Annotated in this window: 20 protein-coding genes; 10 read left to right on the forward strand and 10 right to left on the reverse strand. The window is 43.6% G+C overall.

Annotated elements, in window-relative coordinates; translation table 11 throughout:
• The first annotated feature begins 376 nt into the window (after nucleotides 1-376).
• Nucleotides 377-1,060, forward strand: coding sequence for a cytochrome b/b6 domain-containing protein (locus KUL49_RS14945; RefSeq protein ID WP_044583832.1), 684 nt, complete (start codon nucleotides 377-379; stop codon nucleotides 1,058-1,060).
• On the opposite strand, the gene KUL49_RS14950 is transcribed toward KUL49_RS14945, so the two are convergent.
• The 3 genes from KUL49_RS14950 to KUL49_RS14960 all read right to left on the reverse strand — a co-directional run bounded on the left by KUL49_RS14950 (nucleotide 1,061) and on the right by KUL49_RS14960 (nucleotide 7,312).
• Nucleotides 1,061-2,965 (reverse strand): propionyl-CoA synthetase, encoded by a 1,905-nt coding sequence (locus tag KUL49_RS14950; protein ID WP_131137808.1) that lies wholly within the window; start codon nucleotides 2,963-2,965, stop codon nucleotides 1,061-1,063.
• Nucleotides 2,966-3,154: 189 nt separating this feature from the next.
• Nucleotides 3,155-5,743, reverse strand: coding sequence for a bifunctional diguanylate cyclase/phosphodiesterase (locus tag KUL49_RS14955; RefSeq protein ID WP_131137809.1), 2,589 nt, complete (start codon nucleotides 5,741-5,743; stop codon nucleotides 3,155-3,157).
• 306 nt (nucleotides 5,744-6,049) lie between these two features.
• Nucleotides 6,050-7,312 carry a hypothetical protein gene (locus KUL49_RS14960; protein ID WP_131137810.1) on the reverse strand — a complete coding sequence of 421 codons (1,263 nt, stop codon included), beginning with the start codon at nucleotides 7,310-7,312 and terminating at the stop codon, nucleotides 6,050-6,052.
• 101 nt (nucleotides 7,313-7,413) lie between these two features.
• Here KUL49_RS14960 and KUL49_RS20845 point away from each other — a divergent pair, with 101 nt between their 5' ends.
• Complete coding sequence (locus KUL49_RS20845; RefSeq protein ID WP_155279855.1) at nucleotides 7,414-7,566, forward strand: hypothetical protein; 153 nt, start codon at nucleotides 7,414-7,416, stop codon at nucleotides 7,564-7,566.
• A 115-nt stretch (nucleotides 7,567-7,681) separates the two neighbouring features.
• Here the strand turns inward: KUL49_RS20845 and KUL49_RS14965 are convergent, their stop codons facing one another.
• The 5 genes from KUL49_RS14965 to KUL49_RS14990 form a co-directional block, all read right to left on the reverse strand.
• Nucleotides 7,682-8,167, reverse strand: coding sequence for a cytochrome c (locus tag KUL49_RS14965; RefSeq protein WP_014948974.1), 486 nt, complete (start codon nucleotides 8,165-8,167; stop codon nucleotides 7,682-7,684).
• 311 nt (nucleotides 8,168-8,478) lie between these two features.
• Nucleotides 8,479-9,609 carry a molecular chaperone DnaJ gene (gene dnaJ, locus KUL49_RS14970; RefSeq protein WP_014948973.1) on the reverse strand — a complete coding sequence of 377 codons (1,131 nt, stop codon included), beginning with the start codon at nucleotides 9,607-9,609 and terminating at the stop codon, nucleotides 8,479-8,481.
• Between the two features lie 200 nt (nucleotides 9,610-9,809).
• Nucleotides 9,810-11,738, reverse strand: a complete 1,929-nt coding sequence (gene dnaK, locus KUL49_RS14975; protein WP_014948972.1) for a molecular chaperone DnaK — start codon at nucleotides 11,736-11,738, stop codon at nucleotides 9,810-9,812.
• A gap of 119 nt (nucleotides 11,739-11,857) precedes the next feature.
• Nucleotides 11,858-12,481, reverse strand: coding sequence for a nucleotide exchange factor GrpE (grpE, locus tag KUL49_RS14980; RefSeq protein ID WP_131137811.1), 624 nt, complete (start codon nucleotides 12,479-12,481; stop codon nucleotides 11,858-11,860).
• Nucleotides 12,482-13,112: 631 nt separating this feature from the next.
• Entirely contained in the window at nucleotides 13,113-14,003 is an 891-nt protein-coding gene (locus KUL49_RS14990; protein WP_131137812.1) for an aspartyl protease family protein, read from the reverse strand.
• A 257-nt stretch (nucleotides 14,004-14,260) separates the two neighbouring features.
• Here KUL49_RS14990 and KUL49_RS14995 point away from each other — a divergent pair, with 257 nt between their 5' ends.
• From KUL49_RS14995 to tmpT, 6 genes are all read left to right on the forward strand, one after another.
• The gene (locus tag KUL49_RS14995; protein WP_131137831.1) at nucleotides 14,261-16,603 is read left to right on the forward strand and encodes a fatty acid cis/trans isomerase; all 2,343 of its coding nucleotides are present in this window, start codon (nucleotides 14,261-14,263) and stop codon (nucleotides 16,601-16,603) included.
• Between the two features lie 90 nt (nucleotides 16,604-16,693).
• Nucleotides 16,694-17,569, forward strand: coding sequence for an NAD(+) kinase (gene nadK, locus KUL49_RS15000; protein WP_014948959.1), 876 nt, complete (start codon nucleotides 16,694-16,696; stop codon nucleotides 17,567-17,569).
• Between the two features lie 259 nt (nucleotides 17,570-17,828).
• A complete protein-coding gene (gene dps, locus KUL49_RS15005) occupies nucleotides 17,829-18,338 on the forward strand; it encodes a DNA starvation/stationary phase protection protein Dps (protein ID WP_014976104.1) in 510 nt (169 codons plus the stop codon).
• 401 nt (nucleotides 18,339-18,739) lie between these two features.
• Nucleotides 18,740-20,425 carry a DNA repair protein RecN gene (gene recN, locus KUL49_RS15010; protein WP_131137813.1) on the forward strand — a complete coding sequence of 562 codons (1,686 nt, stop codon included), beginning with the start codon at nucleotides 18,740-18,742 and terminating at the stop codon, nucleotides 20,423-20,425.
• A gap of 124 nt (nucleotides 20,426-20,549) precedes the next feature.
• Entirely contained in the window at nucleotides 20,550-20,906 is a 357-nt protein-coding gene (locus tag KUL49_RS15015) for an outer membrane protein assembly factor BamE (protein WP_012517879.1), read from the forward strand.
• A 104-nt stretch (nucleotides 20,907-21,010) separates the two neighbouring features.
• On the forward strand, nucleotides 21,011-21,664 hold the full coding sequence (tmpT, locus tag KUL49_RS15020) for a thiopurine S-methyltransferase (protein WP_049586815.1): 654 nt from the start codon (nucleotides 21,011-21,013) through the stop codon (nucleotides 21,662-21,664).
• Between the two features lie 133 nt (nucleotides 21,665-21,797).
• On the opposite strand, the gene KUL49_RS15025 is transcribed toward tmpT, so the two are convergent.
• On the reverse strand, nucleotides 21,798-23,084 hold the full coding sequence (locus KUL49_RS15025) for a DUF445 domain-containing protein (protein ID WP_061485351.1): 1,287 nt from the start codon (nucleotides 23,082-23,084) through the stop codon (nucleotides 21,798-21,800).
• Nucleotides 23,085-23,096: 12 nt separating this feature from the next.
• The gene (locus KUL49_RS15030; RefSeq protein WP_039216282.1) at nucleotides 23,097-23,591 is read right to left on the reverse strand and encodes an arsenate reductase family protein; all 495 of its coding nucleotides are present in this window, start codon (nucleotides 23,589-23,591) and stop codon (nucleotides 23,097-23,099) included.
• A gap of 561 nt (nucleotides 23,592-24,152) precedes the next feature.
• Here KUL49_RS15030 and KUL49_RS15035 point away from each other — a divergent pair.
• Both KUL49_RS15035 and KUL49_RS15040 read left to right on the forward strand, forming a co-directional pair.
• Nucleotides 24,153-24,824, forward strand: coding sequence for a hypothetical protein (locus KUL49_RS15035; protein ID WP_131137814.1), 672 nt, complete (start codon nucleotides 24,153-24,155; stop codon nucleotides 24,822-24,824).
• Between the two features lie 40 nt (nucleotides 24,825-24,864).
• On the forward strand, nucleotides 24,865-25,428 hold the full coding sequence (locus KUL49_RS15040; RefSeq protein WP_131137815.1) for a sugar O-acetyltransferase: 564 nt from the start codon (nucleotides 24,865-24,867) through the stop codon (nucleotides 25,426-25,428).
• Nucleotides 25,429-25,527: the final 99 nt, after the last annotated feature.

Consider the following 25,527-nt stretch of genomic DNA (forward strand, 5'->3'; position numbering starts at 1 on the left):
TCAACTGTGAGGCATTTTGCCAAATGTCGTCACTATTGCAATGTGAGATTCATATTAAATAGGCATAACAAGGAATCGGTAAGATTTAACTAGTACCAATCTGCATAGTTCTATGCCAAAACTTCAGGCTCGGATGTAAAAAAATTCAGTACACGATGCTTAGGACATGTTGAGCTTTACTGCGCATTTTTGATGCAAAGATCAACATGTCCTAATTGCAACACTAAGACAAACAGAGGTTTTCTGCCGTTGGGCCTACTTGTTTTATAGAGTAAGTTAAGCGACGCTATGGCAATTAACAGATGACCGAGTACTTATTCGTCACCGCTGAACGGCAAGTGTGGATAAGTCAGAATACAACCCAACTAAATTTACTATGCAAAAAACTCTTATATGGGATATTCCCACCCGGCTTTTTCACTGGCTTATTGTAGCGAGCCTTTTAGCGCAATATGCAACAGTTGAATGGCTTGAAAACAAAGTGCAATGGCACTTTTACATTGGGTACTTCACCTTATTCCTTATCGTTTTCCGCATAATCTGGGGATTTGTTGGTACGCAACACGCGAAGTTCAGTAGCTTTATTACTGGTCCCAGAAAGGTTTTCAATTATATAAAAACCTTATTTAATAGGCAGTCCGAACCCGCTATTGGCCACAACCCTTTAGGCGGATGGTTTGTCGTCGTTATGCTAGTGTTGCTTACCATACAAGCGGTATCGGGATTGTTCATGACCGATGATATTTTCTTAGACGGTCCCTATCGCCAGCTAGCCGGAGAAGAAACACTAGCGCTAATGAACACTCTGCATCACCTTGCCTTTGATGTGTTACTTTACGTTATCGCACTTCATATAGGCGCGGTAATATTTTACAGCGTGTATAAGAAGCAAAAATTGGTTCCTGCCATGGTGCATGGCAATAAGGAGTCAGCAACAGCAGGTATTACTGACTCGCGAATTCTACGTGCTTTTGTTGTGGCGCTCATCGCCGCAGCAGCTGTATATGTGGCTATTGAAGTATACCCGCCAGCTCCACAGGCAGATGAATATTACTACTAGCTAAACAGCCGTGGGCTTGTTGACCAAGCCCTTCTCTCGCATGAGCGTCTCAATCTCACTTACGCTTGACGGATCATCGATGGTTGAGGGTACGGCAACAGATTCATTGGCAGCAATTTGACGCAGCAGTTTGCGGAGTATTTTACCTGACCGGGTTTTGGGTAAACGATTGACGACGATGGCTCGCTTAAAGCACGCCACTGGCCCGATTTTATCTCGAACCCGTTGAACCAAATCTTGCTCAAGTGCCTGTTCATCAACGGTAACGCCGTCTTTTAGCAGTACCAATCCAACTGGCAATTGCCCTTTCAGTGCATCATGGATGCCTATTACACTACATTCAGCAATGGCAGGATGTCCTGCAAGCACTTCTTCCATTTCACCGGTAGATAACCGGTGCCCGGCAACGTTTATGACATCGTCGGTGCGACCCATAATAAATACGTAGCCATCTTCATCTAAGTACCCGTTATCTCCGGTGCTGTAATACCCTTCAAATTCTCGTAAATAGCCATCAACAAACCGTTGATGGTCTTGCCAAATCGTTGTCAAACAACCTGGGGGAAGCGGTAACTTGATAGCAATAGCGCCTTTTTCACCGGTTACTTGCTGTTCATCAGCACCTTGCAATACCTTTACGTTAAATCCAGGCGTAGGCACGCTTGATGAACCGGGTTTCGTGGCCAATGGTTCAAGCCCCATCGGGTTTGAACAAATTGGCCAGCCAGTTTCGGTTTGCCACCAATGGTCGATAACGGGAACACCAACCTTCTCGCTCGCCCAGAAATATGTTGGCGGATCTAGACGTTCACCCGCCATAAATAAGGTACGCAAGCTCGACGTATTGTATTTAGATAAAAACTCAGCATCAGGGTCCGCTTTTCGTATCGCTCTAAATGCTGTTGGAGCTGCAAAAAGCACATTCACTTTGTGAGACTCTATCATACGCCAAAATGCACCGGCATCAGGAGTGCCAATGGGCTTTCCTTCGTACAGTACCGTCGTTGCGCCTTTTATGAGCGGGCCATAGACAATATATGAATGACCGACCACCCAACCAACATCCGATGCAGCCCAAAAAATATCGTCCTCACTAATACCGTAAATCGCGCCCATTGAATAATGAAGAGCAACCGCGTGCCCGCCATTATCTCGAACGGCCCCCTTGGGTTTACCGGTTGTACCTGAAGTATAAAGAACATAAAGCGGGTCAGTTGCATCGACGGCAACAGGAGAAGCTGGCACGCTAGCTTCAACCAGAGAGAGCCAATCGTGGTCAGTTGCTTCATTTAACTCAGCAATTAGCTGAGGGCGTTGATACAACACGCATGCCTGTGGTTTGTGCTCTGCCAATGATATTGCTTCATCAACAAGAGGTTTGTACGGTAGAACTTTATTGCCTTCAATGCCACATGACGCAGTAACAATAACTACCGGTTTTGCGTCATCTATTCGTACTGCAAGCTCATTTGCGGCAAAGCCACCAAACACCACAGAGTGCACAGCTCCCAAACGAGCGCAAGCAAGCATCGCGATCACTGCTTGCGGGATCATGGGCATGTAGATAATCACAAGGTCGCCTTTCGTCACACCCAAGCGAGATAAGCCGCCTGCGAACTCGGCAACACGGTTTAATAGCTCTTTGTAAGTAAAGTGCTGAGTGGTTTGTGTAACAGGTGAGTCATAAATAAGCGCGGTTTTATCGCCACGACCATTTTTTACGTGATGATCAAGCGCTAAATAGCTGGTGTTAAGCTGCCCTCCCCTAAACCAGTCGAAGTAACCATTATCTGTAGGTTGGCATCCTTTTTGAGGAGGTTGAAACCACGCTAGCTTTTGTGCTTGTTCTAACCAAAACTCATCGGGGTGCTGGGTCGAGGCAATATATTCATCTTTATAAGTCATAACCATGTCCTGAGTAGGGTTTATCTTCACCCTACGATAGTTACATGACATCTACTAATAAGACTTCAGGCGTAGATCGACCAACAAATTGATTTACATAAATTTAAACTTTATCTATCCATTTGATAACAAGAGGTATCGAAGCGGTTGTTTCAACGCATACTTGAATAAGCCCTCGACTGCGTAGGGTTAACTACCTTCTTTATATTGCTTCTCACTAATTTTTCTTTTCCAATCACCTACACTCATGGGTTTATCTAAGTAATATCCCTGAAATGCTCCGCAACCACATGCCTTAGCTTGATCTAATTGACCCGTTGTCTCTATTCCCTCAGCTACGGTATTTATGTGTAACGCTTTGGCCATGTTGCAAATACTTGTAACTAATAATGTTTTTTGCTGCGAGCCTTCCATCGCTTCGACAAATACCCTGTCTACTTTCAGTTCGGTAATTGGCAAATCTTGAAGATAATTTAAATTTGAGTCACCAAGACCAAAATCGTCGATAGACAAACTAAACCCTTGTTCCGCTAATTCTCTAACGCGACATTGAATAACGCTCACCCCTCTTATCAATGCACCTTCAGTGAGCTCTAGAGTTAAATTTTTGTGTGACACGCGCCACTTATTTACTATTGCGACGAACTTACTCACAAAATCAGCTCGCGCTAAGTGCTTTGCACTGATATTAACAGACAACTTAGTGTTAATTTTCTTTGACTGGCATTCACTAAGTAACCCGCAGGCTTCGTTACACACCCACAGCCCGAGTTCAGCAATAAAATCATTCTCTTCGGCAATAGGAATGAATTCAGAAGGGCTTACTGTACCCATATGAGGATGCTTCCACCTTAACAACACCTCTGAGCTTATAACGCTCTTCGTCGCATCGTATTGAGGTTGAAGCTCAATATATAACTCGTTGTTAGAAATAGCCCTGCTCAGAGAGTGTTTAATGTAATTGTACCGCTCGATATCACTTGCATTAACATGAAAATACTCGTGCTCCGACTTAAAAGTAGAAGTATTTTTTACCTCTCTTAAAGGTTTTCTCGACAATAGTTCTTTTATCTTTTTAAACGAAAAATGCTTTGTTGGAACCGTGCAACTTATGGTTTGCGTTTCAATATTTAAGAGGCTGTTGTGCAGGGTTATTGGCGCTAGCACGTGATCGTGGATAAGAATAGCGCAATCGTGTGCAGCATTTAGAGACTGTGCTTCTTCACCAAAATATTGATGAAGATGAATATAAAAAGCACCTCTCTCACATTTGAATATACTGGCTGAATTGCGCTTGTTAATCTCGAATATGCGAATGAAGCGACTGGCCAAAATTCTCAGAATATAGTCTATCGTTGGCTCTCCAAACGCATTTTCGTACTCTTTTATGTTACAGATAGCAACGCGCATAAACGTGGCAAATGGTTTAGATGACTTGTCGTCATGAGCTTTATCGCCAAGGTATCGCTCAAATTGGTGTAAGTTCGGAAGACCTGTCACCGTATCGATTAAAGCGAGTTGTTTGTAATGCTCAATTTCGTGGTTTTGATTAGTGATATCGCGCACTGAGGCGATAATTAATTGTTGATTATGTACAGAGCATTTCGACAAATTAACTTCACAGGCAATACGTTTACCATTTTTATGGCGAAGACATTCGTTTACCGAGCCATTTTCGCTACACCATGCTAAACCCGCTGGTATGTTTATGAAACAAGAAGGCGCATCGGTATTTTGCACCTTGGTTGATATTAATTTTATATCTTGCCCAATCAGCTCTTCGGGCTCAAAGCCTAATACAGAATAAACGCGTTCATTTGCAGTTAGAATAGTGCCATGTTCATCTATGCTTAACACCACGCTATCCACATTATTCAATAAACTGGTCAGATAATCTGTGTAGTTATGTTGTGAATCCGATAGACGCTGTATTTCCGTTTCATCCTGCACTGCGCCATAAAGCCGGGTTAATTTAATTCCGCTAGCATTTCCTCGCTGAACCTGTAAGAACACGGTTAGCTTTATGCTTTTCCTGCGACCTTGCTTGTCGTGAAATTCAAAGTGCTTTACGAACTCTCTATCTTCTTTAAGCGCTTTAAAAACGCGCTGCTTTAAGTCTCTTCTATCACTCGAGGTAAGCATGTCGAGCACTTCATTAAGGCCGACGCTTTTTACACGAGGTAAGCCTAATAAGGCTTTCATCACCTCAGTCAGAGAAAGTACGCCTGTGAATCTGTCAATCTCCCACGCGCCCACTTTAGAAATTGAACTCACCTCTTCTAACAAGGCAAGCTGTTCGGATAACTTGTCTGAATAGGGATGACGCGCCAGCTCATATTGGTAACTAAGCTCTACTTTTTGGCGCGTAATATCTATCAATGTATGTTGTAGAGGGCTCAATACACTGTGGCGTACAAAAGTGAGAACAACACCCATTACTTCATTTTGCATATCTCGCACGGTAGCAACTACTACATAGCTATCAGCATAATGTTCGAGTGAAGGGGGAAAGATAAAATCTTTGCAAGGTATTGGAGCGCTCAAAGGTGTAAGCGGGAGCATGAGCAATACATGTGAAGGAAAAACAACACTCTCGGCTTCTAATGATAGGTGGTTTACGTCGCAAGATAATACCGTTGCTCTTCCATTGCTAGGGTTTACCGAGGCAAGTAATATACACAGAGCCTCTGTTTTCGTTCGACTTTCATTGAGCAACACAGAAATGTTTTGCTGTGTTGTGCGCATGGTTGACAACATGCGTTCACTGCGTAAATCCATCTAAGCAAACCTTTTGATATCTCTTCGAATTCAGCACAAACGATAGCAGCACGACAATAAAAGGATGAAAAGTTGTGTCGTGGTTTTAAGCGCTTTACAAGTTTTGCTGTTTCAGTTGTCTACGAGCTGTTTTATATTTTTTAAAAGCAGGACCTGCGAAGATTGGGTACCTAAACGCGTACCTTCAGTCGAAGAAAATTATCGCCAAGCCTGAGTGTTTAACATAGCCAAGAATTGTACAAATTTCCAGCAAAAACCCGTTGAAACGTTTCGAACCCGTGGAAAGTTCTTATTATTACGAATTAACTATTTGAAATCCGGGATAGTACTTGCGAGCTCTTTTATCTGAACAGGATCTAACACTACTGAGCTTAGCGCGCTAGAAACAGTTTGCGTGGGAAGGGCTGTATTCTTGCTAAAAAATTCACGGTCACGCAACTTGAATTTACGCGTTATTGTCGGATACAAGTAATTTTCTGTCAGCCAAAGGACTGCCGCTACTTCTGGACCCGCCGCCATAAGACCCGCAGCGAAAAAGCCTACGCCAATAGCGACCCTCGCAACTGCAGATTCCGATTGCTTTTCACCAAACAACGATGACAACTGCTTCGAATAGGCACGAGCCTCAGCAGTTAAACACTCTTCTGTACCTTGCCCAGAAAAATAGTCATCTTGAGCTTGACGGTATGCTCTCAACTGTTTGCCGACATCGCTAAACGGAGATACTAGTTCCGCCCATTTTGGCCCGCTATTCATTGATATATTTTGCGGTACACGCAATCCGGGTATTGAAACGTGCTGCATTTGTAACTCTTGTTCTACTTTGGATAAATCAGCAAACGCTGAGCTAAACCGTGTTTCGACCAAAATTTGCTGTTTCGACAAAGACGTCTGGCTGCCCAAGCAAACACCGAAATTGTAGTGATACGCCTCACAGGCCAGGTGCATCATAGCTAGACGCCCTTGATGGTTATCAGCTAAGCACTCAGTGACCGCAGACTCCCAACGGGTTCGGGTAGCCTCTTTGTCGTATCGATTTGATTGTTCATACAAATCAAACACTCGTCGCCACTGGTCATGACTGACACTGCCAATTGATAAGTCTTCTGGTGTGCGTTCAGCCAACCGCATGATCATTTGATCAAAGCCATGACTGATGTGTTTTTCTGGCCAAGGTATAAAATTATCCGTTTCTTCTAACAGTGGCTGCCACTTACGTAATTCTCGCTTCAAACTTGGCCATTCGGCAGAATTTTTCAAAACGTTGAAACTGGCAACACCTTGATCCGCCATTTTCTCTGGTAAGGAGACTAAATCGGCGTTCCGCGATAAGATCCTTACAAAACCTTGCTCAATTAGTGACGTGAGCGGAGAACAACTGGGGTTTAGAATAGCTTGCCTTGCCGCACTATTATTAAGTAAATACCCATCATTGATAAGTATCTTCTCTCCTAATATAGCCTTCCTCACTAGCAATTGATTAAAGTAGTTTATATCAGCGTCGAATTGCCAAGGAAAACGCTCTACAACATCGTCCAGTGTACCTACATACGTTAGCGAGGGTCGCATCTTATCTCCATATTAAAAATCTGTTGTTAAGCACTTACGAATATACCACAGCGTATGGGTCTTAACGATGTACTCTCGTAGACACGTTCTACAAGGCTATAATGAAGTCAATTTCTGAGGTGGCTAAGTGTGTGGCGATGCCTGATGCTTATTACCTACAAAGCCCTGGACGAAAAAGTACACTACTGTTTGAGGAAGGTTGCGAGTCTGCGCTTCAGCGCCACTCTCAATTTATCTGTATGATTGAATTATAAAATACTAATTAACACATCGAAGTACTAATCGAGGTTTTGGGTCAGTAAAATGCAATAGTACATTCTTACTGACCCGATATTAGAGCGCTTTCACGTGTTGAAAAACAAGCTTGGGCTAGTCCTTCTTATAGTCGTCATGGCATGATTTACAACTTGCACCAATTTTACCGATTGCACCTCTGTACGCGCTTTCATCACCCGCTTTAACAGCTGCTTGAAGCCCTTGCGCTGCCGTTTTAAGTGCCATCACTTTCTTTTCTACATCTGAGAAATTTTCCCAAATTTCATCTTTTGCGCCAGTTTCAACGTCAAACTTACGGGTATCAACTGATAAATAATCGCCCATCATGTCAGCAAGTTGTTCTAGACGTACGGCATTTGTTTCCATAACGCTTTCGTCAAATGGTAGAGCACCTTTTGCCATGCCACCTAACGGTCCCATGTTACTGCGTACTAACTGAAAAACGGCCTGGCGATATTGTGTTGCAGCTCCCGCGTGTTTTTCTGACGTTGCTTCTGTCACGTCAGCAGCTAATACCGAGCCTGATAAGATTGCGCCTGCCGTGGCAGCGCTCAGTAGCAATTTACTTGAAAATTTCATGCCTGTTCCCTTGTTAGGTAAATATTATTCATTGGTCTCAAACGGGCTTTTAAGCCTTGTGATCTGCAAGCTAAAAGTCCCGATACTTGGGTTATCGTGACGAATAGTCGGATGATGCGCAAGATTTTTAGCGGTAAAAGTAAGTAAAGAAAAGACTAACTCCCCCTTTCCTTCTTAAAGTGAGCACTTTCTATTACAAATACCAATCTGCATGGATAATTGGCCACTCATAAGAGCGCGTTTAAGTGCCTTTCAAAAATAAAAAAGCCCTCAACTGAGGGCTTTCAAATGAAGTATGTACTACTAAGCAATTAGTTCGTTAAGTCGTCAAAGAACTTTTTAACGCCGTCAAAGAAGCCTTGCGCTTTCGGGCTATGCTTACTTGACGCTTTACCCATCGACTCTTCAAGCTCTTGAAGTAGTTCTTTTTGGCGAGATGATAAGTTTACTGGTGTTTCGACCACAACCTTACACATTAAGTCGCCCATGGCACCGCTTCGCACTGATTTAACACCTTTACCACGTAGACGGAACATTCGGCCAGTCTGCGTTTCAGGGCTGATTTTCAGTTTTACTTTCCCATCTAGCGTTGGAACTTCTAGCTCGCCGCCAAGGGCTGCCGTAGTGAAGCTCAACGGTACTTCACAGTACAAATTGTTGCCATCGCGCTTAAAGATATCGTGCTCACGTACGTGGACCTGAACGTATAAATCACCTGGAGGTGCACCGTTCTCTCCAGCTTCACCTTCGCCTGATAGACGAATACGATCACCGGTATCTACGCCAGCTGGAATTTTAACGTTAAGGGTCTTAGTCTTTTCTTTACGACCGTGGCCATGACAGCTGTTACAAGGATCTTCAATGATCTTGCCTTTGCCCGAACACGTAGGGCAAGTCTGCTGAACAGCAAAGAAACCTTGGCGCATTTGAACTTGGCCATTGCCGTGACAGGTTGGACAGGTCTTAGGTGAAGAGCCTTTCTTGGCACCAGAACCATCACAGACTTCACACTCGACCAAAGTTGGTACGCGAATATCTACGCTCTTGCCACGAACCGCTTCTTCAAGCGTTAGCTCTAAGTTGTAGCGAAGGTCTGAACCTTGACGTGCGCGAGATTGACGACCTCCTCGGCCACCGCCGAAGATATCACCAAATACATCACCAAAAATATCGCCGAAATCGGCACCACCACCGAAGCCACCGCCACCACGGTTAGGATCTACTCCCGCGTGGCCATATTGGTCGTATGCTGCACGTTTCTGCGAATCTGACAGAATTTCGTAGGCTTCCTGGATTTCTTTAAATTTATCTTCCAGGCCTTTATCGCCTTGCGTACGGTCAGGGTGATATTTCATCGCCAGCTTCTTATACGCCTTTTTAATTTCGCGTTCGCCTGCGCTTTTATCTACCCCGAGTACTTCGTAGTAGTCTCGTTTCGACATATCGTTTACATATCCTACTTTTTGTCGATAAGCATTTTATGCTCATCGAATCTACATCTGACTGTTGTGAAAATAACCTGAACACACATTCAATAAAGCCAAGTCATTTACACAACAAAGGCGCAACAAGAAATTCCTGCTGCGCCTGAACTGCTTACACGGCCCGCTAACATGCTAAGTAACGGGCCTGACACAACAGTTTACTTCTTGTCGTCGTCTTTCACTTCTTCGAATTCAGCGTCAACAACGTCATCGTCTGCTTTACCAGAAGAAGCTTGCTGCTCTGCACCTTCTGCGCCACCGGCTGCAGCTTGCTGAGCTTGCGCCGCTTCCATCAGCTTGCTAGATGCTTGGATAAGCTCTTGCGTTTTCGCTTCGATGTCCGCTTTGTCTTCGCCTTTAACTGCAGTTTCAAGTGCTGAAAGTGCTTCTTCGATTGGCGCTTTGTCTTCTGCACTTAGTGCATCGCCAACTTCTTCAAGCTGTTTACGTGTGGCGTGAACCATACCGTCAGCTTGGTTACGCGCTTGAATCAGCTCTTCAAACTTCTTATCAGACTCTTTATTCGCTTCCGCGTCAGCTACCATTTTTTCTACTTCTTCATCGCTTAGGCCTGAAGAGGCTTTGATAGTGATCTTCTGCTCTTTACCTGTGTCTTTGTCTTTCGCAGACACGTGTAGGATACCGTCAGCATCAAGATCGAATGTTACTTCGATTTGCGGTACACCGCGTGCTGCTGGACGAATACCTTCTAGGTTGAACTGACCAAGAGACTTGTTGCCACTTGATTGCTTACGCTCACCCTGTAGTACGTGTACTGTTACTGCAGACTGGTTGTCTTCAGCAGTCGAGAACGTTTGCGACTTCTTCGTTGGAATTGTCGTGTTCTTCTCGATAAGCACAGTCATCACGCCACCCATAGTCTCGATACCTAGAGACAGAGGTGTAACGTCTAGAAGTAGTACGTCTTTAACGTCACCTGACAGTACGCCACCTTGAATTGCTGCGCCTACTGCAACTGCTTCGTCAGGGTTTACGTCTTTACGTGGCTCTTTGCCAAAGAATTCAGTCACGTACTTCTGTACTAGCGGCATACGAGTTTGACCACCAACTAGGATGATGTCGTTAATGTCGCCTACAGAAAGATCTGAATCAGCTAGTGCCTTCTTAAGCGGCTCAAGTGAATTCTTAACTAGGTCTTCAACCAAAGACTCAAGTTTTGCACGAGTAAGCTTAATAGCTAAGTGCTTAGGACCTGTTGCATCTGCAGTGATGTATGGCAGGTTAACTTCGGTCTGTTGAGAAGAAGAAAGCTCAATCTTCGCTTTTTCACCCGCTTCTTTAAGACGCTGCATAGCAAGCGGATCTTTACGAAGGTCGATACCTTGGTCTTTCTTAAACTCTTCAACTAGGTAGTTGATAACACGGTTATCGAAGTCTTCACCACCAAGGTGAGTATCACCATTAGTTGCTAGTACTTCAAACGTGTGTTCGCCGTCTACTTCATCGATTTCGATGATAGAGATATCGAACGTACCACCACCTAAGTCGTATACTGCAACAACGTTGTCGCCTTGCTTTTTGTCCATGCCGTAGGCAAGAGCAGCAGCAGTTGGCTCGTTGATAATACGCTTAACTTCAAGACCAGCGATGCGACCCGCGTCTTTAGTTGCTTGACGCTGAGAATCGTTGAAGTAAGCAGGAACAGTGATAACTGCGCCAGTAACTTCTTCACCAAGATAATCTTCAGCTGTCTTTTTCATTTTCTTAAGTACTTCAGCAGAAATCTGCGGAGGCGCCATTTTCTCGCCTTTCGCTTCTACCCACGCATCACCATTATCAGCACCTACAATTTTGAAAGGCATGATGTCGATGTCACGCTGTACTTCTTTATCTTGAAAGCGACGACCAATTAGACGCTTAATAGCGAATAATGTGTTAGTCGGGTTAGTTACCGCCTGACGCTTTGCAGACTGACCAACTAATGTTTCCCCATCGTTTGTGTAAGCGATGATTGAAGGGGTTGTACGATCGCCTTCCGCGTTTTCAATTACGCGAGGTTTGTCGCCGTCTAGAACTGCGACACATGAATTCGTTGTACCTAAATCGATACCAATGATTCTACCCATTTCGTGTCTCCGAAAAAGTTTCTTAATTCTGTACTTTTAGTGGGGTTATTCCCCAGCCTTTTCAATAGATGCCAGTAAAAAAACTGACATTTTTGTGTGTTTATCGCAAAAAGCGTGACTTACGCTTGCGTGTCCACACCACCACTTGGCGCACGCGATACCATAACCATGGCAGGGCGTAACAAGCGGCCGTTAATTTGATAACCTTTCTGCATAACCGCCATCACCGTATTTGGCTCGTGGTCTGCACTTTCTTGCATAGACATTGCCTGATGCAAGTCAGGGTTGAAGGTTTCGCCCTGCGGATCAATAAGGCTTAATCCAAATTTCTCAATAGTGCTTAAGAAAGTTTTGTGGGTCATTTCCACACCTTCTAAAAGCGGCTTAACCGCTTCATTGTCGCCATCGGTCATTTCGATAGCACGCTCTAGGTTATCGATAACCGGAAGCAACTCGCCAGCAAAGCGTTCAAGGGCAAATTTACGCGCCTTTTCTACTTCACCTTCAGCACGACGACGTGCGTTGTCAGCATCTGCACGCGCACGAAGCACGCCATCTTGCTGCTCTTTGATTGTGGCTTGCGCCTCAGAAAGTGCCGTTTCTAGCTCGTAAATGCGTTGTGCATTTTCATCAAGCTCTACGCCTTCTGCTTGTGACACTTCTACTTGCGCTTCTTCAGCATTTTGTACAGTTTGATCAACTGTATTTTCTTGTTCTGCCTGCACGTCGCGATTATCGCTCATGCCTACCTCCAAACGTTTTTCTTAATTAGGCATTGCCCAATAACGTTAAAATTATTGGGAATAAGTCTGTTGCGCTTAGTTATGGGGCTAGATTTAAGGTGATCAAGGGTATCCACATTATTTTTGTGGGTGATTTCTAAAAAATTATCGGAGACGTGCCAATTGTAAAAATAATAACGCATTCTCATCTTTTAAGGACACCCGTTTTCTACTAGTAGAAAATGATGAGCAAGTCGCAAATGCAATGCACACTCTACTGCGCGACTAGGGAGGGAGCACGACATTGATAGCGAGCAGAACCGATGCATTGAGCATTTCGCACCAACTTTTTTTGATATGCTCGTTGCCGATTATCACCTAAGTTATGGCGAGATCGATTTTGACGTCGCAGTGATAGTTTCTGAAAACAAAGTGAGTTTTATCTTGAAGGTTTCATCACTGGCAACAGAAGTAATGACTTAAGAGATGAGGCGGCAGAGCAGCAATTTAGCTATCTGCCAAAACCTTTGAAGCCAGCAACATTTAAGCGACTGTTCAAACAGTCCTCTGTTTAACCGAGGACAAATTTATCTATTCATTTAGAATCGCAAATAAATAAAATTTTTTAGTTAGTGAATAAAGTACGTTAATACTATTGCGGCAACGCGATGTGAAGCCTACCGTAACGATAATCTAGCGTTACAACAAAATTCTTCAGCAAATCATAGCCAATTAAGCCCACTACCCGCTTTCCACCAATCCGGCTACCAGTTCTTTCGTATTGACTTTCTAAGTTTGTTTTTTGCCCTTCAGCAGGAAAACTAATCTTGACGTCACCAATCTCATAGGGACCAAACTTCACCACATCAGACGTAGCAAACTCATTTACGCCGGAGCTGTTTGCTCCAAAGGATGTGCTTGTGCCTTCCACTTTGTCTAGCAATCCAGCCTTTGATGCAGCACGTCGGTCAATTAAAATTGTGCCTGAGTTCCCGGTATCGATAAGCAACCATAAAGCTACACCGTTTATCTCGACTTGTGCGATAGGCATACCGCTTCCCTGTTGGGACGAGGCGGTAACATTTGCAACCTCTCTCATATCCAGTGAATCACGCGTCACTAAACGAATTTTTCTGTGGGGATAATCTAGCTGGACGATAAAATTGTTAAAGAAGCCTGCACCCAGCAACATGCCATTGGAATGGTGACCCAGGCTGGTCTCGACTAGTGAATCTAGCTCGAAACCAGTACCAAAAATCTCAACGCTTACGTTGTTATAAGCATTGCGCCTCTCCACATCATAGACACCTTTAACATTTACTGGACGCCCTTTATCAAGATCCAATTCATGCTTCCTTATGAACGCGCGATTAATACTGTTTATTTGTGCCCCTGAGTCCAACATAACCCGAGATTCGATACCTTCAATGGTAACAGGTAGAAACACGTGACCGTTATCTAGCGTGAAGTCTGTCCATGCCGTGACGGCACTCAATGCGCTGAATGAACTAAAAAGAAGGGACAGTAAAATTAAGCGAATCATAAATATCCTTTTATGTTAGTAGTTTAATCCTTTGTTTTCACGCTATCACAAGAATGAATTTAGGTCGATTGAACACGACGAATTGCATAATAAGATTGCTATTTAAAGAAGAGAATTTACAACTGCGGAAGAACAACAAGGAGGGTTAGTACAAGAGCGAAGTGATGTGCTTTAAGATTTATAACATCACCTTATCTGAAATGAGTGATAGACTGGCTACAACTTTTCTATGGACTATGACTATGAAAAAATTCGGTATCACTTCATTGCTTATAGCAATTATCGCTATAGCGATATGGCAATGGCCGAAACCTGACGCTCCTTTACTTTCATCAAACAACGTCATGCCCGCCATGGAGAATTTGCCCGACAATTTCTTTGACACACAAGTAAACCCAGTACTAACGCAGCGCTGTGTTGTCTGCCACGCCTGTTACGATGCGCCATGCCAACTAAAGATGGCATCTCCAGAGGGTATAGCCAGAGGTGCTAACAAAGAGAAAGTGTATGACGGTACGCGGCTTACTGCTGCCCAACCCAATAGAATGTTTCTTGATGCACACGGTGTGAACGGATGGCGCGAACGCGGCTTTTACGATGTATTGCCAATAAAAGAAGATAGCAGCATTTCGCCAACACAATCCTCTGTACTAGCGCAAATGCTTTTGCTAAAAAAACAGCATCCTCTGCCAAATACTACTCATTTAAGTGACAGTTTCGATGTAAGCTTGAACCGACAAAACCAGTGTCCAACCATAGTTGAAATGGGTGAATATATAGCTGGTGAGCCTCTAGGAGGCATGCCCTACGCCCTGCCAGCCCTGTCTGACGCTGAGCACACTACACTCATTCAATGGTTAAACCATGGTGCGCCGTTACCCTTACCCAAAGCGCTCTCTCAAGAACTGAATGAAAAAGTATCTGACTTAGAAGCGTGGCTAAATGGCGATAGCAACAAGATGCAGCTTTCTGCACGTTATGTATACGAGCACTTGTTTACGTCTCACCTTTACTTCGAAGACATTTCAGAAAAAGGAAAAACCCCTCAGTTCTTTGACCTAGTACGCTCGCGTACACCACCAGGACAACCATTAGATATTATAGCCACTCGCAGGCCCTTCGACGACCCTAAGGTCGAGCGCGTTTATTATCGCCTTCAGCCTGTGCACTCGACTATTGTGAGTAAAACACATCAAGCTTACGCCGTTAACAAGGATCTTTTAGATAAATGGCAATCGTGGTTTGTTGACGCCAACTTTTCTGTAGAATCATTGCCATCATACAAACCTCAAGTGGCGGCCAACCCTCTAACTGCTTTTACTTTATTGCCAGTAGAAAGCCGTTATCGGTTTATGCTTGAACGCGCGCAAAACACCATTATGGGTTATATAAAAGGGCCTGTATGTCGGGGGCAAGTCGCGCTAAACGTGATTAACGACCGGTTCTGGGTGTTCTTTGTCGACCCAGACATTGCAGCTTCTGAAAAAGTGAATGCTTTTTACACCGCTCAAAAAGAAAACCTTCACCTTCCTGCTGAAAAAGATAGTTCAGCCCTTGCAGTAAACTGGGTTAAATACGCAAAGCGCCAAGGCGAATATATGCGTGCAAGAACCACCTTTTTGAACAATGAATTCAAAAATGAAGAGCATTTGAGTGTGTCGAGTATATGGGATGGCGACGGCGATAATACTAATGCCAGCTTAACCGTATTTCGTCATTTCGATAATGCCACAGTTGTTAAAGGGATGGTTGGCCAGCCCACTAAAACAGCATGGGTGATTGACTATGCCTTGTTAGAGCGCATTCACTATTTGCTTGTGGCTGGCTTTGATGTTTACGGCAATTATGGCCATCAGTTATTGACCCGTTTGTACATGGATTTCTTGCGCATGGAGGGTGAATCGAACTTCCTTAATCTACTTCCTCCAACTACCCGCCATGAGCTTCTCGACGATTGGTATCAAAACGCAAGCCCTGAACTTACCGATTATTTGGAAGGTGATATCAACAGTTTCGAACAACCTTCTGGCATAGCGTTCGAAACAGCTAATCCTCAACAAGAACTTTATCAATTGTTATCGCATTACTTGGCTAAGGTTCAACCGAATGCCTCAACCTACAATAAACGTTTGCTATCAGCTGAACAGCTCGAAGCATTAGAGCGCTTAGATTCACTTCCTGCTCAACAAGCGACGTTGATGCCTGAAACTACCATGATTGTGATTCAAGACGACAAAAACCCAGACAACATTGATGTATTCACTGCCCTTAGAAATAGCGCGCATTACAATGTAAATAGCCTATTTGAAGAAGAGGAAAACCGGGAGCCTTCTAAAGATTCAATCACGCTAGTTCATGGTTTGTTAGGCAGTTACCCTGACGCATTCTGGTATATCAATGCCTCAGAGATAACGTCTTCGATTGAGAAGCTTAAATCCATTAAAAGCGAAGCCGATTACAAAGCCTTGCTCGACGATGTTGGCATGCGCCGAACCAACCCTAATTTTTGGGCGTTTAGTGATAAATTAATGCAATGGTCTAGCGAGCGCTATCCTATTGAAGGCGGTCTTCTCGACTATAATCGGTTAGAAGATCGCTAAACCTTGCGCTGTGTGCCGTTTTACGCTTTTCTTTTGCAAAAAACCTGTGCTAATGTCCAACCATTGGAAATGAAAGGACATTAGCATTCCATGCCCTATCAAACCGTTGCTTTAATTGGAAAACCTCAGCACGCTGCAACCCACGACAGCCTGAACATTCTTGCCGAATATTTATTGGCAAAAGGCTGTAAATTATTGGTTGAGGAAAGTATTGCTGAAGAGCTTGAAACCGAGAACTTTAAAAGCTGTAACCTTGTCACTATTGGCAAAGAGGCTGACCTTGCCGTTGTGGTAGGCGGTGACGGCAGCATGCTTGGTGCAGCACGTGTGCTCGCTCGCTTTGACATTCACGTTGTCGGTGTAAACCGCGGAAATCTCGGCTTTTTAACTGATATCCACCCCGATGATATTGTTCAGCAACTTGACCTTATCTTTAACGGTGAATGCGTAGTAGAAGAGCGCTTCTTACTTGAAGTAGAAGTTTATCGACACGAAAAGCTTAAAAGTAACAACTCTGCTGTAAACGAAGTGGTGCTTCACCACGGAAAAGTTGCCCATATGATGGAATTTGAAATTTACATCGATGAGCAATTTGTATTCAGTCAGCGCAGCGACGGATTAATCGTAGCCACACCCACAGGTTCAACGGCTTACTCTTTATCAGCGGGCGGCCCTATTATAATGCCTAAGCTAGATGCGCTAACTTTAGTCCCCATGTTTCCTCACACACTGAGCAGCCGTCCAATCGTTGTTGATGCTGACAGTCAGGTATCGATGAAAGTATCAAAGGTTAACAGTGACTCGCTACAAGTGAGTTGCGATAGCCATATTGTTCTGCCGGTGCTACCTGGCGATGAAATTCGAATAAACAAAAGCGTAGACAAACTCCATCTTGTTCACCCTAAGGGCTACAGCTACTTCAATGTACTTCGTAAAAAGTTAGGTTGGGGTAGTAAGCTTTACTAACCTCTCGGCTCCATTTAGTTGATTCCATGTGCATTTATTACATAAGCCTGTAGCATTTTCTTGATTGCTACAGGCTTGAAAAATAAAGATTTTTTAATCTTCTCTAATTTCCTTAACGAAAACCAAGACTTATAGAAATATAAGTTTTCGGCATACCTGTTGCACCTATTACAATAAGTCGTCAGCACAAGGTTTTTGTTATTTGGCCTAAATGATGTTTCGCATCCCGCTGACTTATTTGCATTCAATAGGAGATATCATGAGTAACACCAATATCAAATTTACAGCCCCTGGAATGGATAACGATGCTGCTGCCAAAACAATCAAGGTATTGGATCAGCGACTGGTTGCACTATTAGATTTACAGTTAACGTTGAAGCACATTCATTGGAATGTAGTAGGACCAAATTTTATCGGTGTGCATGAGATGTTGGATCCGCAGGTAGATGCGGTACGCGAAATGACCGACACAATTGCAGAGCGAATTGCTACATTAGGTGGCGTACCGAAAGGTACACCAAAAGCCATTGTTGAAGGTCGCAGCTGGAACGATTATGAATTGGGTAAAGGTTTAGTACTTGACCACCTTAAGGCGCTGGATGCCGTATATGACGGTGTGAATGGTGACCATAGAAAAGCGTTAGAGCTTTTAGGTGAAATTGACCCAGTATCGGAAGATATGATCACCGGCCAACTTGCAGATTTAGAACAGTTCCAGTGGTTTGTGCGCGCGCACATTGAGTCTGGCAGCGGTGAACTACAGCAATAATGTATAATTGCTGGTAAACCACATAGTCATTCGGACTACCTGCTATTTAATTGAAATTGAATTTTAAGGAGAGCTTACGCTCTCCTTTTTGCTATCAGGTTCTCTACTGCGTTGTGGAATTGTTTACCGCTTGCTTTTGAGTTATTCAGCTACTTAGCATTGAGCTAATTTACTACTGTATAACCACTGTAACGAACGCATCTAGCGCAGCCTATTATTAATGGGTTACTCATAACCACTCCTTTTTAAACGCTCTATACAATATTGATTTATTTAAACTTTTCACAATCCACTTTAATTTTAAGTAAAATATTTACGACTTAACTTTACACAGAAAAAATACTGTATATATTATCAGTTACTGTATATATCATCATGTTCAACTTTTTTCGAGTGTGGTTATGTTAGCGCATCTTTCTATTTCAAATTTTGCTGTTGTAAAACAATTATCGGTTCAACTGGAAAACGGGTTGACTGCTATAACCGGCGAAACCGGTGCTGGTAAATCCATCGCCATTGATGCCCTAAGCTTGTGCTTAGGCGAGCGCGCCGACGCAAATGCGGTGCGAAAAGGCAGCGCAAAAGCGGAGATCATTGCTCACTTTTCTCTAAACGGCAATGTATTAGCTAAAGCCTTCCTCGATGAACATGAGCTCACCTCAGATGAAGATGAGAATAGCTGCTTTATTCGCAGAGTTATTTCAAAGGAAGGCCGTTCAAAAGCTTTTATCAACGGTATTCCCGCCTCACTTCAGCAGTTAAAAGGCTTAGGCCAGTTTTTGTTGGCCATTCACGGTCAAAATACTCACCTACAGTTGCTGAAAGAAGACCATCAAAGGGAATTAGTCGATGGTTACGCTAAGCACAACGACATATTAGTGCAGGTTAGAGAAACCTACTCTCTTTGGCGTGATAAGCAGCGCACGTTAAAGGCGCTTCAAGAACAAGCCCAGCAGCGCGAAGACAGAATTCAGCTGTTAACTTATCAGGTTCAAGAACTTGATGAATTCGCCATTGAAGAGGGTGAATTTGAAGAGTTAGAAATAGAGCACAAACGCCTGAGTAACGGGCAAAGCCTTTTAGAGCAAGCACAGACTAGCGTATACAATTTATATGAAAGCGATGAAGGCAACGCACTGTCAGTTATACAAAGCAGTATTGAACGTTTAGGCGAATTAGAGGCGCACGACGCTAGTTTAACGCCAATCATTGCAATGCTTAATGATGCAGCAATTCAAGTAGAAGAAGCGGCAGGAGAGCTACGTAGCTACTGCGATCACTTAGAGATCGATCCACTTCGCTTACAGCAAGTTGAGGCGCGCTATGCGAAGGCGATGGAACTTGCCCGTAAACATACTGTGATGCCAGAGGGACTTTATCAGCATCACCAAGAGCTAGCCGCCGAATTCAATGCTTTATCGGAACAGGAAACACTGTTAGGTACGCTTGAAGGCGAAGTAGAAGAAGCACGAGCAACGTATTTAACCGCGACCAAAGCGCTTTCTGAGAGCAGGCAACGTGCTGCTGGTAAGCTAAGCGAAGATATTGAAGTGCAAATTCGCCAAATGAATATGCCCCACGCAAAAGTGGATATTCAGATTCAATACGACGAACTTAAGAAGCCGGTGAGCACAGGTCTAGATACCGTAGAATTTAAAGTGTCTACCAACCCTGGTCAAGATGCAGGCAAATTAGAAAAAGTCGTATCAGGTGGTGAACTTTCTCGTATAGGATTGGCTATTCAGGTTATCGCGAGCGGCCATCACGCTACCCCTACTATGATTTTCGATGAAGTCGATACGGGCATTAGCGGCCCAACAGCATCAATCGTTGGCGGGCTTTTACGTAAATTAGGTAAACAATCGCAAGTAATGTGTGTTACCCATCTACCTCAAGTAGCGGCACAGGCACATAATCAATTGTTTGTTACCAAGCTTACCGACGGGGAAAGTACTGAAACCCAGATGTTGGCGTTGACGAAGCAAGACAGGATCGATGAGCTTGCAAGACTATTAGCCGGTGATAAAGTAACCAAGTCGGCGCTAGCGAATGCAAAAGAACTGCTTAAAAGCGCAGCATCGAACTAAAATGCAGTTGATTGGTCATAGTTGTCAATGTAGCATGCCTTCGCGCTTGCAATAAAACAGTCTCGAAATTCGCTTTAGCGAAGTTCATTGACACTAACAAAGGCAATACTGGACAAATTAACGCATGAAGTTGCAACACCTATTAGTAATTCTTGGTATCACACTAACATCAACCGCTTGCTCGAACTGGATTTATCGAATCGACGTTCCTCAAGGAAACTTCCTTGATCAAAGAGATGTGGAAAAGCTGCGCGTTGGAATGACAAAAGAACAAGTTATTTATGTACTAGGTAACCCTGTTGTTCAAGACTCATTCGACGATGACACTTGGTACTACGTTTACGATATGAAGCGCGGTATGAAAAAGCGTGGTGAAGATTTTCAAAAGCAAATGGTGATTAACTTTGTAGACAACAAAGTGACAACGGTTGAAGGTGACTTCGAGTTATCTGAAGACTTCAATACACCGCTTGATAACTAATTTTGTTTAAAAGGTAGCGTTTCTCGCTACCTTTTTTGTTTCTAATACCCTTCATAAAAACGCCTGTTTTTTAGAGATATATCGCTTACCTACTTGAGGTTTATATGGAACATAGTTTTTGGCACAGTAAATGGCAAAAGAACGAGATTGGATTTCACGAACCTGAAGGGAATGCGCTTTTAGTAAAGTATGCGTCTTTTCTGTTTGGCGACGATAGTCCTAGCACATCTTTAAAGCGCATTTTTGTACCACTATGTGGAAAGACCCGAGATATTGGTTGGTTACTCTCCAAGGGTTGTGAAGTGGTTGGTGCTGAGCTAAGCGAAGTGGCTATTATACAGCTGTTTGAAGAGCTAGGTGTAGAGCCTACCGTTACCACTACTTCCAACGGTAAAATTTACGCTAAAGACGGTTTAACCATTTACGTAGGTGATATCTTTAAACTTACATCAAGCGACTTAGGTGACGTTACGGGCATTTACGATAGAGCCGCTTTAGTCGCGCTGCCTAGCCCGCTTCGCGAGCAATATGCTGCGCATTTAATGGCCATTACTCAATGCGCCCCCCAGCTAATCATTTCTTTCGAGTATGACCAGAATGAAATGGCCGGCCCTCCCTTTAGCGTAAACGAAAAAACCGTCGACGCTCTTTATTCAGCGGACTACAACATTCAAAGGTTAGAGCGCTCGGTGCTTGAAGGCGGTTTGAAAGGCAAAGTAGACGCTGATAATTTGGTATTTGCACTAACGGCGAAGTAGACTTTTTTAAGACTTGTTGCCAATACAAAGCGTTGAAATGGTTGCTTTATAGTTTGCGTTTTAGCGCTGATTAACAGCGACACTAAAGCTATTCATACCCACACCAGCTAATGCGACTTGCTTAAATAAATGACTAGAGGCCAAGCAGTGCCTCTATGCCAAACAATATTGCACCTATCAACCCGCCTACGATCGTGCCGTTTATGCGAACTTTTTGAAGATCGCGGCCAATATTCAACTCTACCTGCTCAGCCATTTCACGTTCATCCCAACTATTGATGGTGTCGCGAATGTGACGGGTTAGAAATTCAGCCAACTCAGGCGCCATATATTTAGCCGCTTCTCCAATGTGCTTATTGAACGCTTTTGCTAGCTCACTGTCTTGCGTTAACGTGGTACCCAAATCGTTTAAAAGGCTCGACACCTTTGTTTCTGCTTTACCATTTTGCTGTTCAAGAGACGTTAAAAGCCATTGATGAAACTTTGCCCATGATTGCTGAACATACGCGTTTAACGCTGGGTCATTAATAATTTTTTCCCGATAGCTGTTTACCTTTTTCTCCATTAACGGGCTGTGCTGTAGTTCGTAGAGGAATTCGTGTACTTGCTCATCAAATGCATGGCGAATGGGGTGATGCTCATCTTCGTATACATCTTCCAAAATACTTGAAACCGCTTTAACAGCAATGAGTGCCCCCTGCTCGCTTAGCCAACTAGACGGCAATAGCTTTTCGATACGACTGTATTCAGTTTTTAGCCAGACTACTAACGTATCTGCTATGTAGATTTGGGTTTCTGGCTCTGCAAGCAGTGAGGCCAATTTCCCTAACACCCTATCAAGCACTACCTGATGCTGGCGCTCTTTCGTAACGGCGCTTAACGAGGTTGCCATCAATTGCCTAAGATCAAGTTGGTTAATGCCCTTCTGTGCGGTTTTAGCGATAAACGCTTTCACAGGTTTGTCATCGAGCACACGCAGAACGCCTGCAAAAGCATCGCATAGAAAGCGACTTAAACGGGTAGCGTTTCTATCCTGTGACAACCACCTTCCCGCGCCCTTAGCAGGGTCGCTGTCCCGAATTAGCTTCTCTATTGCTTCAGGATGAAAGAACTTTTCCTTAACGAACAATGACAGGTTATTAGCAATAACAGACTTGTTACTAGCCACGATATTGGTGTGCGGAATGGGGTACTTCGCTGGAATTGGCTTAAATAATGCTGTCACTGCAAACCAGTCAGCTAGACCACCGATGAGCGCCGCCTCACTGGCCATCTTAATAAGCCCCAACCACCATGCTCCTTGCAAGTTTGGATAAAACTTGGGAAGTAAAACCGTTAAAACAAATACACTTGCGGCAAAAATCAAACAGGCCAATGCAAGCCTTTTAGCCTTATTTAATTGCGTGTACTTGTCCTGCATAAACTACTCCGTTTAAATTACTCGTTTACCATCTTGGTCTATAAGTGGTGTGCCGTCTTCTTTAGCAAAAGGGCCTTGTGGCCATACAGGCAAAATATCCAGTACAGCTTCACTTGGCCGGCATAATTTCACTGTTTCTTTTGCGTTATTCGAATAGGAATTACCTTCAACTCTCCCAAGAGGTAAAGAAACTGCTTTTTCGTGTTCACCTTCGGGAATGCAAACAATAGGCCTATTCACTAAAACAGGATGTTCCAGCATCAATTCAAAGATGATTTCGTTACTCACTGTTTCATCAAGTAACCCTAATTCAGCAGCAGGAGACTTTGTTGTGCGAAGCGCTTGTCGAGGGTTAAGGTTAGCTGCATTCAACAAATAAGTTAGTTGTTCACGTTCCCACCCAACACGTAAATACTCAATAACCTGCACCTCATACCCAGCGGCCTTGATCACCGCCAGTACATTCCTAGACGTGCCGCACTCTGGGTTGTGATAAATCTTTATCATCGCCACCTAACCTCACTAAAAAGTAAAAACCACATATACCAACATACTATTAAAATTCGAGGACAGACACTCGCATAGGCTAAAACCTTGCCTGTACTCGTTGGACACACACTCAAAAAAGCAGCTTGTAACCGAATACAATTCGAGGACGGACACTCACATAGGCTAAAACCTTGCCTGTACTTCTCGGACACACACTCAAAAAAGCAGCTTTTAACCAAACAGATGTACTCACATTGAGTGTCTGTCCATTTCTTTAAATAATTTCTTCAAGCGAGTGTCTGTCCCCTTCTGAGCTCCCTTCTGAGCATAGAGCCATGTGGTGCAGAATGGTCAAATTCGCCATCCGATAGCAGATGAAACTATAAAATTAGCCATTACACTATTAAGGCAGCCTCCCCCCTTTGGCATATTAAACTAACCTTTTGATTTAAAATACTTTTTAAGAGTGGCATGATACGTGAAATGTATTTTATAAATACACAATAAAATTTGTGTTTGATATTAATACTATTAAAGCGTGTTATTAAGTATTTATAAAATAATCAAGGATATAAGAATATGAAAAAGTCTATTATTGCTAGTGCAGCTATGTTGCTTTCAGCCTCTTTGCTTACTGGCTGCGTTATCCATGTTGGAGACGCTAGTGCATTAGAAGGCAGCGATTTCAGTTCTATTCTAGGCAATATTGACATAGCTGAAGGGAAGCACGCTGGCGATATTTCTTCTGTTAATGGCAATGTGGAAATTAGCGATCATGGTGGCGCGGATGAAGTCAGCATCGTTAACGGAAATATTGAAATGGGTAGCCATGTGTCTGTCCGAAATATCGATATTGTAAATGGCGATGTAAGTGCAGCTTCACACCTCAATGTGCTTAAGGGTGTAGAGACCGTGAATGGAAATGTTACGCTTCCTACGCAAAGTACAATTGGCGGTAGCGTTGAAACAGTGAATGGAGACATAACAGCCGTTGATACAACCATTGAAAAACACATCAAAACACTCAACGGCGATATTACTTTGTCTGGCTCTTCTCACGTTTTAGGCGATATCGTATATAAGGAAAGTGAAAGCTCTTGGGGTAAGAAATCAGACAACAAACCTACCCTATCGATAAGTGCATCGGTTACTGTAGACGGCAACATTGTTTTGCACCGCCCTGTTAACTTAGATATTGAAAGCGATGAACTAAAACAAAAAGTCATTGTAAGCTACGGCAGTGCACAGTAACGTATTAGCTTAATCATTTAAGCTTACCTACTGGAAATGCATGACTGAACAAGAAAAGATGCTTGCTGGCGATTTATACTTTCCGTCAGACAAAACATTAACGGCATTGCGCAAGCAATGCCGTATGCAATTAGACGAGCTCAACACAACTTGTCAAAGTGACCACAAAAAGCGTACGAGACTACTAAAAGCGCTGTTTGGTAGTACTGGAAAAAGGCTTTACATCGAGTCTTCATTCAAATGTGATTACGGCGAAAATATTCACGTAGGCGAAAATTTTTTCGCTAACTTCAATTGTGTGATTTTAGATGCAGCGAAGGTCACGATAGGTGATAACTGCATGATTGCGCCTCAAGTCGGTTTGTACACCGCTACGCACCCATTAGATCCTGTACAAAGGGCAACCGGCATCGAGTTCGCCAAGCCCATTACTATTGGCGATAATTGCTGGATTGGTGGTATGGCGGTCATAAACCCTGGCGTAACGTTGGGAGACAATGTGGTTGTTGCCTCTGGCGCGGTGGTAACTAAGTCTTTTGGGGACAATGTGGTCATTGGTGGTAACCCTGCCAAAGTCATCAAAGAAATAGAGCAAGCCGAATAGAGCATGTGATGTTTTCGGTATCACATGCCTTAAAAAACACCTTTACACGAGTCCATACCAAGTCACATCTATCGATTTAATCTGAACCGGTAATTCAAA

Origin of the sequence: Alteromonas sp. KUL17 (assembly GCF_006538305.1) — a bacterium.
GTDB classification, from domain to species: domain Bacteria; phylum Pseudomonadota; class Gammaproteobacteria; order Enterobacterales; family Alteromonadaceae; genus Alteromonas; species Alteromonas macleodii.